Below are 14609 nucleotides of genomic sequence, written 5' to 3' on the forward strand. Positions count from 1 at the left end.
GATTTGAACCTTAATGATAAAAAAATCCCTCTTTTTGAGGGATTTTTTGTTATATGGTTTTGAATAACCGATCCACTTCCTTTTTAGCAGCATCATTTGGACATACTTTATAGAATTCTAAAAGTAAGTCAAGACTTGTTGGTTTTTTAGGATACTGATTATTCAGAAGGAAATTTTTCAAAGCTGTGTTTACTTTTTCTTCTCCAAGTATATCACTTAGTTTTACCATTGCAACAGCTCCTTTGGAATAGGAGATATGTGTATTGTCATTTGTTACTCTATAAATGGGTTCATTTTCCGATAACCCTTTCTCATTATCATAAATCTGTTGATGCATTGTTATTCGGTCCATCATTTTTTCTTTTCCGTGCATTTTCTTATACAACATCATTTCTGTATACATTGCCAACGTTTCGGTAAGCATCACTGAGCCCTGTCTATCATCGGGATTGATTTGGCTGTTTCCCCACCAGAGATGGGACAGTTCATGACCGGCGAGTTCATTGATCACATCCTGCTTTTTATCTGCGTAAATATTGGCATGAAAAATCATATCCTCAGGCATAAATATCGCTGAAGGATATGCGGTAGCAGCAAAGCCTTTTGTGAACGAAGAAATTTCAGCAAAATTGATAGATTGAAACGGATATTTTCCAAAATTGTGAATACAATAATCTAAAGTATTTTTAGCATTTTGAATAAGATGGTCTACATTTTCATTATGTTTTTGATGGTAAAATACATTGATAGAAATGCCTTTGTAATGAATGCTTTTATGAGCATATTCTGCAGAGGAAACAGCAAAGCGAAACGGAATCTGACTCACTTTATATTTAAAATAAGATCTGTTATCTGTATCCCAATTACTCACAAGATCTCCTGTTCCAATTGCTGTTTGCCCCTTTTCGGTCGAAACAGTCATATCAAGATTAATAAAATCTTTCTGGAATACTTCTGGTGCTTCCAGTTTTTTAAGTTCTGATGCTTTTCCCAGGTTGAACTCTTTTCTTTTTTCCTCATCCTCAATCTCTCTATTTTTTTGATATCCAATAGTAGGATAGTATCGACTGATTCTCATAAAAGAACCATTTTTAATAATGGCATTGAAAGATTCATGACCATTTACGGCATACCATTGATAGGATAATGTGAAAGCTAAAGTAGCTGTTGTATGAGGTTGTAGAGGTTGTTTTAAGCGGATCTCATTTGTATCATTGTTGATTTTTTTTGATTCTGAAGAAACCGTAAAAACAGCAGATTGTATTTTTAGGTTAGGATCAAAATTTAATAGAACCTTATCAATAGGTTTATCAGTGTCATTAATAAGCGTATATTTCCCCTCGATTATATAAGAACTTGTTGAAGGATATAATGTAATTTCGGTTACAACATCAGTTATACTAGGTTGGGGAATATTTTCGTAAACCCTGAATTTTTTTTCATATTCGGCCGCTTTTGCAATAGCCAGGTCTTCATTTTGAGGTATATATCCTTTCATAAAAAGAGACCCGGTAAAAACTCCCAAGGCTAATAAGGTAAGTGTGAAAAATGACTTTTTGATCTCCCACTTTTTAGTGTTAATTAATGTATTGATCATCCATAAAAAAGCAATTAAACCTACACCCAATAAAAGTCTTTCCAGAAATGGCATGATATAAATCCCATACCCATTGAAATCACTGTAAACTCCTTTGAAATCCGAAAATATTCTCAACATAGGATACGGAATAATTTTCTTTGAAGCAGGACCAGCTAGGATAAAAACGGATAAAACAGAAACACCCAATGCGATAAATCTATTTTTAATAAAGTTATTGACCAATAAAAGAAAAGCCGAAAACAGGATCAATGGAAAAGTATTGAAAAGAATTGTTCCCCAATAGGCATTCCAATCGATATGAAAATAACCATACCCTAATTGAAAAATAATTCCTTCAAGAATAAGAATTCCGGTAAAATATAATAATAGAATAGCTGATGAAAAAAGATGTCCTGTTAGTTTATTCCCGGAAAAGAAGGTGCTTTTTTCAATCAGGGAAAATCCTGACAAATGGCTTCTCCAATAAAGATCATTCACGAAGTAACACATCACAAGTAATCCGATCAGGTGAAAATTCTCAGAGATGGTGGTGGCCATCAATCCTGAACTTGCATACTTCTGTGGTAAACGGATCCCCTTTTCAATTTCGGCATACATTTCCATACCTACCGCAAATAATAAAAGGATGGAAACGGCTATAATTGTAATGCTCTTAAATAAGTAAATAAGATCAATTTTGGCAAAAGAGAGAATAGATTTGAAAGAAGTTAGATGGGTAAAACTTGATGGTGTAATATGATAATCTGATTGGGTGTGTGAATTAGTAGTAAACGATTCGTTTCCCTTTTTAATTCTTTTATTTGAAATGGTAGTGAATGAAAATAAACGATAGGAAAGGAACAAGAATAATCCGGAAATCAGTATGAAAATAAGCCTGTTCATCAGTAGGTATCCTGAAAAAGGTACCAGGAGTTTATTTTTTTGATGAATGGAATAGTCTTTGGCCTCCAGGAAATAAGCTGATATTCCAAAAGGATCCAACAAAGCGGATAGTTGTTGGGTATCTGTAGATTGAGGTAAACTGCCGGCCATAAAAGGGGAATTGGAGAATAATAAAACAATCATGTAGAGGACGTACAACAATAAACCACCGATTACTACCAATAATTTTCTCTTTGTGCTGAAAGAAATAAAGAATAGAAAACTACATACTACAAGACAATTGAGAAAGCCAAAAATAAAAAGCGAATATATATAATACCAAAGATTGTAATAAGGTTGAATTTCACTTCCGGTTCTCATATTCTGACCTACGGCAAAACCGCCTATTAATAGTATAAAACTAATAAAGGTTTGTAGTAAATAGATGGTAAATTTGCCTTTTAAATAACTCCATTTGGAGAATGGAAATGAAAAAAGAATGCTGTCAAATTTCGAATCCCAATCTTTAAAAAGCTGTTTTCCAGCATAAATAATGGCAAAAAATATGATAGATAAGCTCAGTATTCCGATCATAAAACCAATCGTATAAGGTGAGTTAAGGAAAATGCCTTCACCAACACTAAGGTTGAACTGGTTTCCACAAAAAATTCCAAGAAATAGCAGGATTAAGCCAATAAGATAACTTGGCCAATGCTTACTGCTGCGTTTGGCTTCAAATAAAAATATAGTATTCATGATTATGGTTTTTGAGAGAGAGTATGAAAGTAAACATGTTCCAGAAGAGGGGAAACAGGAGTGAAGTCTTCTGGCTGCTTTTCAGAAAATGTAGTAATGTACAATTCTCTTTCGATCAGTTGTTGGCTGATGATCTGATAGTTTGATTGACAGGATTCCCATTCATCTTTACGAATAGGTTTGGACCAGATTCTGTTTTGTAACTCAGCAATAAGTTCATTCGGTTTTCCTTTTCGGAGAAGCTGACCTTTGTGCATAATAGCCATTTCTGAGCATAAATTTCTAACATCTTCCACAAGATGGGTAGAAAGGATGACAATAACATCTTTACTGATATCATTCAATAAAGAATTGAAACGGTTACGCTCTTCAGGATCCAGACCAGCTGTCGGCTCATCTACTATAATGATCTTTGGATTTCCCAATAAAGCCTGAGCAACTCCAAAACGTTGCTTCATACCACCAGAAAAAGTATGAACTTCCTTATTCCTGAAATCAAGTAAATTCACCTTTTCCAATAAATTCAGGATCTGATTTTTACGTTCAGAATGCTCTTTTATTCCTTTTAAAACAGCAATATGATTCAATAGATCATAAGCTGAGACTTTTGGGTAAACTCCGAAGTCCTGTGGCAGGAATCCAAGGTTTTGTTTGATAAAATTGGGATCCTTGGAAATATCAACACCATTAAAAATGATGTTTCCTGAACTGGGTTTCTGTAATCCAACAATTGTTTTCATTAAAGAAGATTTCCCAGCTCCGTTAGGCCCCAGTAAGCCGAACATCCCGTTTCCGATTTCCAATGATAGGTCTTTAATAGCCTGAAAACCATTTTTATAGGTAAGGCTAAGATTGTTAATAGATAGTGTATTCATAATCTTGAGTTTGGGTAATAGAATAACCGGCAATGTTTCCATTGCTTTGTAAATGTTGAAAATTAATGTGTTGATGTATTTATGTATTCATGAGAATGGGGAATTGAAAAATGGAAAGTTGAAAGTTGAAAGTGAAAAGATGGGTTTGAGTTATGAATTATAAGTTATAAGTTATGAATTATGAATTATGAATTATGAATTATGAATTATGAATTATGAATTATTTTTGCTAAACCCTAAACCCTAAACCCTAAACCCTAAACCCTAATCTCATACCTCTCACCCCGAACCTCCCAACTCGAACCCCGCATCCCTACTCCCTATACTCCAGAATATCCCCAGGTTGGCATTCCAGGATTTTGCAAATTGCCTCCAGGGTATCAAAACGGACACCTTTGGCTTTCCCTGTTTTTAGGATGGATAAATTGACGGGAGTGATTCCTAATTTTTCTGCCAATTCTTTACTCTGCATTTTTCGTTTGGCAAGCATCACATCTAAGTTGACTATAATTGGCATATTATATAAATAAGTCTTGTTCGTTTTGCAAATGTAGTCCTTGCTTAAAGATATTAGCAAGAAACAGACAGAAAATTCCTAACATGAAATGGATAAAAACCAATCCCCATATCATACTTTCCACCTCTACAAAAAAACTTGCTATAATGACAATAGGAAGAGGAAAGAAGATATTATATATGTAAAATCTTTTAAGTTGAAGAATATTTTTCTCATTGAATAATTTTGCTTGAAAAAATACCTTGAAAACACTCGCCGAAAACCAGAAAAAGATACCGTAGGTCACTAAAACAGTCATAAATGAAAAGAAAATATACGGATAATTATTTTCAATATTCAGAAAAGGCTGGTTTGTAAAAGGAAAATTAATGTGAAGAAATTTATTTTCTTTATAAGGAGTGATGGCAATGCCAGTCATCAGGCAGAAGACAGAATAAATTGCCGTTAGCAGGTAGCCCGCCGATAAAACAAGACAGAGATAATAAAGAATTCTTGAAATAATTTTAGTCTGGTTCATAACATGATGATTAATTAATAATGCAAATGTATAATTAATTATCGTAAAACAATAATTAATTTAAATTTTATTTTAAAAAATTAATAAATAAAAAGCCTCCGACAACTCGAAGGCTTTGTTAATAGGCGTAAAGTATTGCTTTTTCCTATTTACTATCATGAACAATTGTTATCTGAAATAACCCAAAGTAAATAAAAACAGAATATGTCGCTAAACAACTATTTTTTGAGCAGTTACTTTGGGTATAATAATCAAATAATCGTAACCACTCAATAAATTTTTAAGCGTGGACGATTTTACTGAAGTTTTTTGTTTTTTGATCTCTTCATTGATCTTGGTGAGATCAAATAAAAGCCATTGATTTTCTTTATTCACCAATCTATAAAACGGTCTTAAGAAAAGAACATATTCAGCATCATTGCTATCGGAGAAAAAAGAACCGGTCTTTCCTGATTTTTGTATAATAGCGATATGCAAAGATTTTTCCTTTTCCGATCCGGCTAAAGAAGATGCGAGATTTCCAATATCAGAACTATTTTGTAATAAGCTTTTATCTCGGGCTGCATGGTTAGCTCCAAACTTAAATAAGTTTCTTTTTCCTTTAATTTTATCAAGGTTTTCCAGAAAATTCTCCTTCATTGAGGAGGTTCTCAAAAAATTGGATTCGGCTTCTTTTTCATTATTTTCGAGAACATATATTTCGTTGCTTATTTTCAGTTTATTGATGGCACGGTATTCATAGTCAGATAATTCTAATTTTTGAAGCTGCATAAGATTCTTACCCAGATCATTAGAAAATAGATAAGGACGATTGGAGCCATCTTCAAGCGGAGACTGATTCACTTCTTTTTTATAACGATCCCATCGGGCCGTGGATTCCTTTAATAAAGCCTCATATTTTGCTTTTGCTAATGGATTGGATGTTCTTTTAATTAATTCCTGGAAAATAACCGCATCAGAATTATAATAAACCTGATCAAGACCTATAACGGTCTTATTGTTCTGGAAAAAATAATCTAAGAGGTCATGATCTTTATCAAATGAAAAAAATGAAAATTTACCATTCGAGTTAGAAACAATAGATTGGTATTCTCTATTTTTCTCACAATCCTTTTTAAGGATGTCAATAGTAAACTGGTCAGTTTCTGTAATGTAATTATCAAAGTTGATATGATTAGTAAGATAGCTTGTGAAATCTAGAACTTCATTGTTAAGATGGTCCTCACCAATTAAAACATATTTATGTTGTGCAATGGTCTCAGTCAGGTTACGAATTCCTTCACCCGAGAAATGATTATTCTCGAAATTGATGATTTGATAGTGTTGTGAAGCAATTTTAGTAACTAAAGAATCTTGAGCCTGAACAGTACAGGCTAACAAGAAAATCGTTATAAAATAGATAACCTTCATTATTTTTCTTACAAATTTAAATTTCTACGCAGCGCAAAAATTGTAAAAATGTAAAGGGAAATATCATTGCAAGGAACACACAACGAAGCAGTCTCTAAATTAACCTCAAATGGTTAATTTATGGTATAACTGTTCCCTTATTTCAACCAGGATTTTCGTAGTCCTTTTCAAATCCGGTTCTGCTGGTAGAGTAGAGATTGAATAATAATGCTCTATAGACTTGATAAGATCTTCAGCCTTTTTCATAACATGATCATAAGACCAGTTCCCGGCTTTGATATCCAGTAATTCATCTCGATTTTCAACACGGATCTGCATTGAACCTGTTTTAAAGATATGCTCACAAGACTGTAATAGACGAATGGTATGCATCATGTTTTTGCTATCATAATTTTGTCCATGATTTTGATTCACATTGTAACGATCTTCATTTCGCTCAGAAACCCATTTCCAATATTCTTTATAATCCTTGCAATAGGTAGAATAAGCATCCAGATTACAAAATAAATATGCTACAGACTTTTCCTCTTTTGGAATTGAAGATACTGAAACCTGGTTAGCTTCTTCATTTTGAATAATTCCTTTATAACCTAATGAATAATTTTCATCGTAGAATAAAGCAAACATACCTTTCGTATGATCAATGGCAGATAGTCCACATTTTTCCTGAGTTTTATGAGCTCTCGAAAGCCATTCTTTTAGAGGTAGTGAACTGCTATTCTCAAGAATAAAACAGAAATCAAGTATAGATTTCCTTTCCTTTTCTACTGGATTCAGGATTTTCTTATTGAGACCCTTCGCTTTTTTAATCTGCGAAATGGCATATCCTGCAAAAGTATCTTTACATAATTTGGAAAGAAAATCTTCAGGTTTTAAAAGATCTATTAAAGAATGTTTCTTTTGTATACAATCTTCAGGACTTGCCAAAATCTCCAGAATATTGGGGTTATTCTTTTGCAGCAACTCTATCAGCCTTCCAATTTCATAATAGGTAATATCATCCGTTTCATTGGAAATCTGCGGAATATAATTGAGTCCGAAAAAATCTTCTTTTGGTATGTAGTATATCCCCCGGATATCAGTATCTGAATTTTCCGTTGCCAATCCGAAAGCACGGCTTCCGGAAATGGCTTCGAAAAGGATGAGGTTTTGGGTTGTAAGATCCTTGATTGTCATGATGATTTGTTATTATTAATGTGTTTTTTCAGCGCTTTAATATATTGAAATACCTGCAGCTTTTTTCTATTTTGCTAGTATTTCCCTAAAGACGCTCTCCATTTCTGCTTTATCTGCTTTTCCTCCCACTAAAGTTTTTGCTTTTTCCTCAGTTTCATTAACTACATTTTCTAAGAATCCAAATAGTTCCCAATCATTAGTGTGATAATAAGATTCTCCTTTGGTAGCCTTTAAAGCAACAAGGTTCTCTATTTTCGTTCTTGTAAAATGATCTACTAAAACCAATAGATCACTAAACAATACGGGCGGAACCGTCCCTTTTTCCAATATCCATTTTCCTGTAAGTGCTGTCCTAAGACAATAGAAATAACTTTTTAGTTTCACTTCATCATGTCTGCAGGCCTCCAGATATTTCTTACTCATGCTTAAATAATGATAGGAAACTGCTATCGGAGAAAAACAGGAATCTGCTATAGGTTTAAATAATTCTGTAAAACTCTTATTTTCCATATAAACGATAGGAGAGTAGAACCAGCTTAATAAAGCGGCGTTGGATTTAAGTAAAAGATGAAAAGTCTTTCGTAGATCCCAACCGGAACCATCCAGATCATCTTCTGTCATAAATTCTATCGTTTCATCTTTATCCCAGGGAGAAAGATACCAGTCTTTTTCGTGTCTGTATATAAAGCGTATATCATAATCACTGTCAGGAGATGCAAAACCCCAGGCTCTGCTTCCGGACTCTACAGCAAGAAGTATTTCTATGCTGTTCTTTTTCTCAACTTCTTTTAGTTTTTCTAATATTCTCTTTTCCATTGCTGTTATTTTTTGATGATACAAAATAACATGTCAATTACGCAGTCTTTTTGCGTATCTTTTTTATAGATGAAAAAATTGTTTGATTATAAAAATTGGGGTCTTCAGAAATAGGTAAATCACTTATAATAATTAATCTCTCGCTGATTAAACGGATTAACAAATGATAAAAATCTGCGTTATCTGCTAAATCAGCGAGAGAAAAATATTTACTATTGCATTTATTTTGAGGAGGTGAAAATCCTGATGAAACTATCTTTATCCAGAGTTTCCAGAGAGAAATCAAAATCGGCTTCTTCTTTATCCGTGGTGATCGTTGCTCCAAGCTCTTCTGCAAGAATATTGAAAGATAATGGCTCATACCATTGTTGATAAAGAGCATCTGTTGCCATTTTCGATACTTCTGAGTTTCCAGAAACATGAGAATGCCCGGCCCCGAAATTCAATAATGTAAAACATTGCTTTCCTCCTTTTAATAAAAGCATTCCTAATATGGTTTGTTTTTGTGGAGATGTACATTTAATTTCAGCAAATAAATTGTTAGGATTCATCATATAATCACGTGAAATGTCATCTCCGTTTCCAATTACAATTTTATAACCACAATTACTATCTCCATTATAAACGTTATTCATAATAAGAGTGGGGGTATTAAATCCTTTATTAGCATAAAGATATTCTACAGCACCTTTAGGAGCAGAAGTCATATCTCCGGAGTACATAAGTTGTCCGTTATCAAGATTATAAGATGCATTCCATCCAATTTTCCCTGCGATATTCAGTCCGGAAAGGTCCAGATCGAAAGCACCCCAGGCGTCTTCCCAATAAATGCCAACAGCTAATCTATCTCCATAGAACCTTGTTCCTGTTGGAATATTCCCTACAAACATTTTTTCAGAAGTAGGTAATCCATATTCTACATTAGCAGGGAAATAGATGGTCTTTCCTGAAAGATTATATTTTGATTGTAAGAAATCCAAAATGAATTCATAATTCAATTCATTGACATCCGTACTTTTCCCCTTTTTAACCCAGGATTTTCCATTTCGGACTCTATATACAAAAGTATTCTGACCATACATTCTTGAATAACAGGCTGATAAGGCCTTAAACAATGCAAATGGTGTAGCATTTTCCAGCCAGTGCAAATCACCTTCCTCCAGTAAATGATGGGTTGCATCATTCAATGGGTTTGAAATCAAAGGCTGATGATAAATTTTTGAGAGTTTGGAAATCTTGTTGATCGTTTTTGGAGACTTCTTTTTATAAGCCAGAAACAAAGGTTTGAACCTATTGAAAATCTCTGCAAGTCTTTCCAATCCAAAATTCTCAAATAATTGAGTTGCATTGAATTTACTTTCTTTAATGGCAGTAATCAGTTCATCATTTTTGATTAAAAGAGTTGTATCTGTAGTTTTATAGATTACATATCGGAAAAACTCTACTGGACTTTCTGGATAGACATTAAATAAATCAGCAATTTTTACAATGGCTTCTTTATTTCTTATGTTTTCTTTTCCGGTGAAAATATATCCCAGTTCATCATGCAGAATATCCAGAAGATCATCGATCGTTTCTTCTTTTAAAGCAATCCCTGATCTCAATAAAGAAAGACATTTTTCCTGCATTTCTTCTTTGGTATAGGCTTTAATTATCTTGAATGTTAGCTTTAGACCTGGAATATTGAGTACTTCATCCGGCAGATAAACTTCTTCCTGGAAATCACTTCCATAAGTAGAAAAATAATGCTCAATTTGCTCAAGCAGTAAATCAAACCGACTGGTTTCTTTGATTTTTATCCAGGATTTATGAAAGGTTTTGTTTAGATCATAACCATTCAGTCTTTCCTTTGAATAATAATCAATAATTCTTTGCTTTGCCCATATTGCAGAAGGTTCAATGATATAACCATCATTTGAAATAAATGGGTTTTCTGTAGATTCCTGGGCTAGTACAGCGTTAAATAATTTAAGTGTTTTCATTGTTGTAATAAAAAATAATAAGTGAGGAGTAATGCTGTGTAATCTTTATAGGAACTCCTTTTACCTATGATTTTAAAAGAGCGGGGAGTAAATTTCTTAAAAAAAGTATAGGAACTCCCTTTGCTCAAAATTTTTTTTAAAAGCGGAAAGTAATAACCAAAATATAGGAACTTTCTTTGCCTTTGTTTTTTTAATCATAAAAAGCAAATGATAGTTAAATATAAATGTTTTTTATCATTTTGTAGAGTAGCCAGTAATCGAACCTGTGACACACGCTATAGGAACTTTTTATGCCAATAGCGGAAAGTTATTGTTGCTCTACCCACTGAGCTACTGCTTCTGATTTATTTCATTTCTCGCAGATCTTACTGATAAAATGTTTAATCCGCGAGATTAAAAATAGATAAGTAATCAATTCAATTTAGCATTATGCCTTTTTGAATTTTCTTTTCTTTTTCCATGGTGCATTTTTTCCTACATCACCTGCCATAATACATCCATAAGGCATTACCTCATCCAATACCTCACATAATCCATATTCCTCAATTTGAGCTCGTACATTTTTAGCACTTTTATAGGCAGTGGGTAATTCAGAAATATCAATTTCATTGGAGAAGAACCGGATATCCAATCCTTCTGTTTCCTCAGCGAAAACTTCTTCAATGGTTTTATGAGCCAGGGATTTTTTATGTTGAGTTCTGCTGAAATTTCTTCCTGCTCCGTGAGGGGCAAATCCTAAGTTTCTTTCATTGGTCTTTCCCTGAACGATTAAAACGGGCTCTGCCATGTTTAATGGAATCAATCTTGGTCCTGTAATATCAGGCATAAATTTATCATCCAATGGAGTAGCTCCTTTTGCATGGTAGAATAAATCTCCATCTTTAAATACGAAGTTGTGTTCGTTCCAGTATCTATTCTCTTTTTCAATTTCCATTTTATGTAAAACAGCATCATGAATAGAAGTATGATTTTCTTTCGTCCATGTTCTTATCAATTGAAGGGCTTCCCAATAAGACTTTCCTTCTTCAGTATCATAAGGGATCCAGGCATTTTCTTTCAATGTTTCCGGGGAAATATCTTGTCTGAAACGATTGGCTACTTTCATTCCTTTATCATATAATGCGGCACCAGGAGCTCTTGATCCATGATGAGTTACCAGCATTGTATTTCCTGTGTTTTTAGAAATACCAACGAATAAGAAATGATTTCCATCCCCCTGAGTTCCCATATGAGAACGGGCAATACTGATCAGCTTTTCATCATTCAGGAAATAATTTTCTCTAAATGCATCCATTAATTCCTGAGACATTGGCATTTGCTCTCCTCTTGCTCTTCCTCCGTATCCAAAATGGGTTATAGAATGAGCAGTATCCAATACTTTCTTAGGATCAGCTTTCCCAAAATCTGTCAACATCACAGAACAGCAGATATCTGCGCTATGAAATCCCGGGTGAATAGCATTTTTAGCGACTACAACTCCTCCCACGGGAATATGACCTTCCGGACCTGTTGGACAGGCATCAGGCATTAAGGCTCCATCAACCAGAGTTGGTGTTCTCATTAAAACCCGCATCGTTCTGATCACCTTTTCTACATTATCATTTTCACTTTCGTTTTCAGCTCTGATGTTAATGATGAAATCCTTTGGAGTTTCACGCAAAGGAATGATCTCTGCTTGCTTAAATTGCTCCAGATATATTTTGATTTCAGATTCATCCAGTTTATTTTCATTGATATATTCGATGGCTTCCTTAAACCATTTTGCTGGTCTATATCCTAATTCAATTAAGTGATTTCCATTAAATTCCATGTGTTCTCTCATTTTGTTGATGCAAAGTAATGAAGCAAGTGTGCAATCTTTTTGCGTAGATAATATTTTTTTTAATTATTTTTACAAAAGCGGAAAGCAAAAAAGCAGAAAGGCTGAAAGGCGAAATTGCAAAATCGCGGAATCGTCAAATCGTGAATTGAGGTTGCAGTTTAACGATTCTGCGATTTAACGATTTCACGGCTTAACAAATTCGCTTATTCGCTTATTTGCCTATTCGCCCTTTTGCCTAAAAATAAACAAATATGCTATTAGAACAATTAAAAAACTCTCCCGAAACTATTCAATTCAAAGAAGTTATTGCCTATATTGACGGGAATTACGACTTTACACCTACAAAATTTAAAAATGGAAATACGGTAAATGAAGCTGATCAAAATAACGGTTCATGTAAAGTATTTAGTTTTGCAAAACTGAATAATTTATCCAAAGATGAAGTGTTACATCTTTTCGGAGAGTTCTATAGAGAGGATGTTCTTAACAATCCTGAAGGAACAGATCATCAGAATATCAGAAATTTCATTGAGTTCGGATGGGATGGGATTGCCTTTGAGGGTGAGGCATTAAGAAAAAAGTAATTTTAGTTAATCGCTAAGACGCAAAGTGAATTCTGTCATTGCGAGGAGTAAAGCGACGAAGCAATCTTTAGATCATTATGGAGATTGCTTCACCTTCTGTTCGCAATGACTATGTAACCTAAACAAGTACAAAGCAAATACGAAAATATGTCATCCAATAAAAATGCACTGATCCGCTACAAGACATTGGACAAATGTCTAAAAAACAAATACCGCCAATATACATTAGAAGACCTGATCGATGAGTGTTCTGAAGCGTTGTTTGAATTTGAAGGCAAAGAATCCTTTGTCAGTAAAAGAACTGTGCAATTGGACCTGCAGAATATGCGAAGTGAAAAGTTTGGTTATGAGGCTCCTATTGAAGTCTATGACAGGAAATATTACAGATATAGCGATCCCGAATACAGTATTCATAATATTTCTGTGAACGAAAGCGATCTGAAGGCGATGAATAATGCTGTTCAGATCCTAAAACAATTCAAAGATTTTTCGATGTTTAAAGATATGAATGGGGTCATTCAGAAACTAGAAGATTCTATTCATTCTACGAATCAGAAATCCATTATACATCTGGACAAAAATGAAAGGCTAAAAGGGTTGGAGCATATTGACATTTTGTATGAAAGTATTTTAAACAGGAATGTGTTAAAAATTCTCTATAAGAGCTTTAAGGCAAAAGAATCAGATAGCTATATCGTTCATCCGCAATTGTTAAAAGAGTACAACAACCGTTGGTTTCTTATTTGCTGGCACAAGAACAAAATGTACAATCTGGCATTAGACAGGATGGAAGAAATTTCTATTGAAGCAAAGATCACCTACATTGATAAAGAGTTTGATTCTGACCAATATTTTAAAGAGGTAATTGGCGTTACTGTTTCAGAAAATCTGCGTGCGCAGAATGTTATTTTTAAAATTAATTCAAAGCATGCTCCCTATGTAAAAACAAAACCCTTTCATCACTCACAGGAAATTATAAAAGAGGACGAAAGTGGAACTACATTTAAAATATATGTTCAGTTAAATTTCGAATTGGAAAGAATGATCCTGGGATTAGGAGAGTTTATAACGGTTTTAAAACCTAATATACTTAAGAAAAGGATTCAGGCCAGTTTACAAGAAGCCTTTCAGAATTATCAGCATCTTAATGAGAGGGAAGATGCCTGATTGTATGAATGGCTCAAAAATTGTAATTATTAATCAAAATAAATAAATATGAAATCAAGAATTCTTAAAGCAGTCATTGCTATAGTTGCACCACTAGTTATTGAATATATCGTAAAAAAAGTGAGTGAGAAATTAGATAAGAAAGAAGAAGAAAAGAAACAAATTACAGCTTAATAGAGCTTAATTTATGATGATAAGAAGAGGCTGCTTGTTAAAAGCAGTCTTTTTTTATGCTTGCTGTTTTTCGAGAGCCTCTGCCAGTAAGCGATAATGATAGGAGACGAAATAATTTGTTCTTATTTAAGTGTCAGAAAAATCATCATTAATTTTAAACAAAAATAAAATATCTCTGGTGGCTGAAGCTCCCGAAGCCGCCTTGGATATTTTTCATCCCTTTGGGTCGGGTTTTGAAATTTTTTCACATTTTTAACTTCTTTTTGTTAATGTTAATTAAACATTTATTTAAATTTTAACAAAAATTAACTATTTGATTTTCATTGATTTGTGTATTTTGTTGATGTTAAAA

At 33.6% G+C, this 14609-nt stretch carries 12 protein-coding genes; 3 read left to right on the plus strand and 9 right to left on the minus strand.

The annotated features are described in order from the left end of the window. Positions 1-49: 49 nt before the first annotated feature. The 9 genes from JHL15_RS07790 to JHL15_RS07830 form a co-directional block, all read right to left on the minus strand. Complete coding sequence (locus JHL15_RS07790) at positions 50-3217, minus strand: ABC transporter permease/M1 family aminopeptidase (RefSeq protein ID WP_200244772.1); 3168 nt, start codon at positions 3215-3217, stop codon at positions 50-52. 2 nt (positions 3218-3219) lie between these two features. Beyond that, positions 3220-4092, minus strand: a complete 873-nt coding sequence (locus tag JHL15_RS07795) for an ABC transporter ATP-binding protein (protein ID WP_200244773.1) — start codon at positions 4090-4092, stop codon at positions 3220-3222. Positions 4093-4405: 313 nt separating this feature from the next. Continuing rightward, complete coding sequence (locus JHL15_RS07800) at positions 4406-4609, minus strand: helix-turn-helix domain-containing protein (protein ID WP_040995723.1); 204 nt, start codon at positions 4607-4609, stop codon at positions 4406-4408. Position 4610: 1 nt separating this feature from the next. Continuing rightward, complete coding sequence (locus JHL15_RS07805) at positions 4611-5126, minus strand: DUF2975 domain-containing protein (RefSeq protein WP_200244775.1); 516 nt, start codon at positions 5124-5126, stop codon at positions 4611-4613. A gap of 210 nt (positions 5127-5336) precedes the next feature. Continuing rightward, the gene (locus JHL15_RS07810; protein WP_200244777.1) at positions 5337-6536 is read right to left on the minus strand and encodes a hypothetical protein; all 1200 of its coding nucleotides are present in this window, start codon (positions 6534-6536) and stop codon (positions 5337-5339) included. Between the two features lie 105 nt (positions 6537-6641). Then, positions 6642-7712 carry a nucleotidyltransferase domain-containing protein gene (locus JHL15_RS07815; protein ID WP_200244779.1) on the minus strand — a complete coding sequence of 357 codons (1071 nt, stop codon included), beginning with the start codon at positions 7710-7712 and terminating at the stop codon, positions 6642-6644. Between the two features lie 66 nt (positions 7713-7778). Beyond that, positions 7779-8528, minus strand: a complete 750-nt coding sequence (locus JHL15_RS07820; protein WP_200244780.1) for a nucleotidyltransferase domain-containing protein — start codon at positions 8526-8528, stop codon at positions 7779-7781. A gap of 221 nt (positions 8529-8749) precedes the next feature. After that, positions 8750-10510, minus strand: a complete 1761-nt coding sequence (locus JHL15_RS07825) for a hypothetical protein (RefSeq protein ID WP_200244781.1) — start codon at positions 10508-10510, stop codon at positions 8750-8752. Between the two features lie 427 nt (positions 10511-10937). Continuing rightward, a complete protein-coding gene (locus tag JHL15_RS07830) occupies positions 10938-12320 on the minus strand; it encodes an RtcB family protein (RefSeq protein WP_200245054.1) in 1383 nt (460 codons plus the stop codon). A 263-nt stretch (positions 12321-12583) separates the two neighbouring features. Here JHL15_RS07830 and JHL15_RS07835 point away from each other — a divergent pair, with 263 nt between their 5' ends. The 3 genes from JHL15_RS07835 to JHL15_RS21285 all read left to right on the plus strand — a co-directional run bounded on the left by JHL15_RS07835 (position 12584) and on the right by JHL15_RS21285 (position 14257). Next, positions 12584-12916, plus strand: coding sequence for a HopJ type III effector protein (locus JHL15_RS07835; RefSeq protein WP_200244783.1), 333 nt, complete (start codon positions 12584-12586; stop codon positions 12914-12916). Between the two features lie 147 nt (positions 12917-13063). Continuing rightward, positions 13064-14083 carry a helix-turn-helix transcriptional regulator gene (locus tag JHL15_RS07840; RefSeq protein WP_200244785.1) on the plus strand — a complete coding sequence of 340 codons (1020 nt, stop codon included), beginning with the start codon at positions 13064-13066 and terminating at the stop codon, positions 14081-14083. 48 nt (positions 14084-14131) lie between these two features. Continuing rightward, positions 14132-14257 (plus strand): hypothetical protein, encoded by a 126-nt coding sequence (locus JHL15_RS21285; protein ID WP_262484872.1) that lies wholly within the window; start codon positions 14132-14134, stop codon positions 14255-14257. Positions 14258-14609: the final 352 nt, after the last annotated feature.

Source organism: Chryseobacterium paridis (assembly GCF_016595215.1).
In the GTDB taxonomy this organism is placed as follows: domain Bacteria; phylum Bacteroidota; class Bacteroidia; order Flavobacteriales; family Weeksellaceae; genus Chryseobacterium; species Chryseobacterium paridis.

What these genes read in the sequence shown, in the direction of transcription:
- JHL15_RS07790 (WP_200244772.1), bottom strand. Translation starts at nt 3,217, where the DNA reads ATGAATACTATATTTTTATTTGAAGCCAAACGCAGCAGTAAGCATTGG.
- JHL15_RS07795 (WP_200244773.1), bottom strand. Translation starts at nt 4,092, where the DNA reads ATGAATACACTATCTATTAACAATCTTAGCCTTACCTATAAAAATGGT.
- JHL15_RS07800 (WP_040995723.1), bottom strand. Translation starts at nt 4,609, where the DNA reads ATGCCAATTATAGTCAACTTAGATGTGATGCTTGCCAAACGAAAAATG.
- JHL15_RS07805 (WP_200244775.1), bottom strand. Translation starts at nt 5,126, where the DNA reads ATGAACCAGACTAAAATTATTTCAAGAATTCTTTATTATCTCTGTCTT.
- JHL15_RS07810 (WP_200244777.1), bottom strand. Translation starts at nt 6,536, where the DNA reads ATGAAGGTTATCTATTTTATAACGATTTTCTTGTTAGCCTGTACTGTT.
- JHL15_RS07815 (WP_200244779.1), bottom strand. Translation starts at nt 7,712, where the DNA reads ATGACAATCAAGGATCTTACAACCCAAAACCTCATCCTTTTCGAAGCC.
- JHL15_RS07820 (WP_200244780.1), bottom strand. Translation starts at nt 8,528, where the DNA reads ATGGAAAAGAGAATATTAGAAAAACTAAAAGAAGTTGAGAAAAAGAAC.
- JHL15_RS07825 (WP_200244781.1), bottom strand. Translation starts at nt 10,510, where the DNA reads ATGAAAACACTTAAATTATTTAACGCTGTACTAGCCCAGGAATCTACA.
- JHL15_RS07830 (WP_200245054.1), bottom strand. Translation starts at nt 12,320, where the DNA reads ATGGAATTTAATGGAAATCACTTAATTGAATTAGGATATAGACCAGCA.
- JHL15_RS07835 (WP_200244783.1), top strand. Translation starts at nt 12,584, where the DNA reads ATGCTATTAGAACAATTAAAAAACTCTCCCGAAACTATTCAATTCAAA.
- JHL15_RS07840 (WP_200244785.1), top strand. Translation starts at nt 13,064, where the DNA reads ATGTCATCCAATAAAAATGCACTGATCCGCTACAAGACATTGGACAAA.
- JHL15_RS21285 (WP_262484872.1), top strand. Translation starts at nt 14,132, where the DNA reads ATGAAATCAAGAATTCTTAAAGCAGTCATTGCTATAGTTGCACCACTA.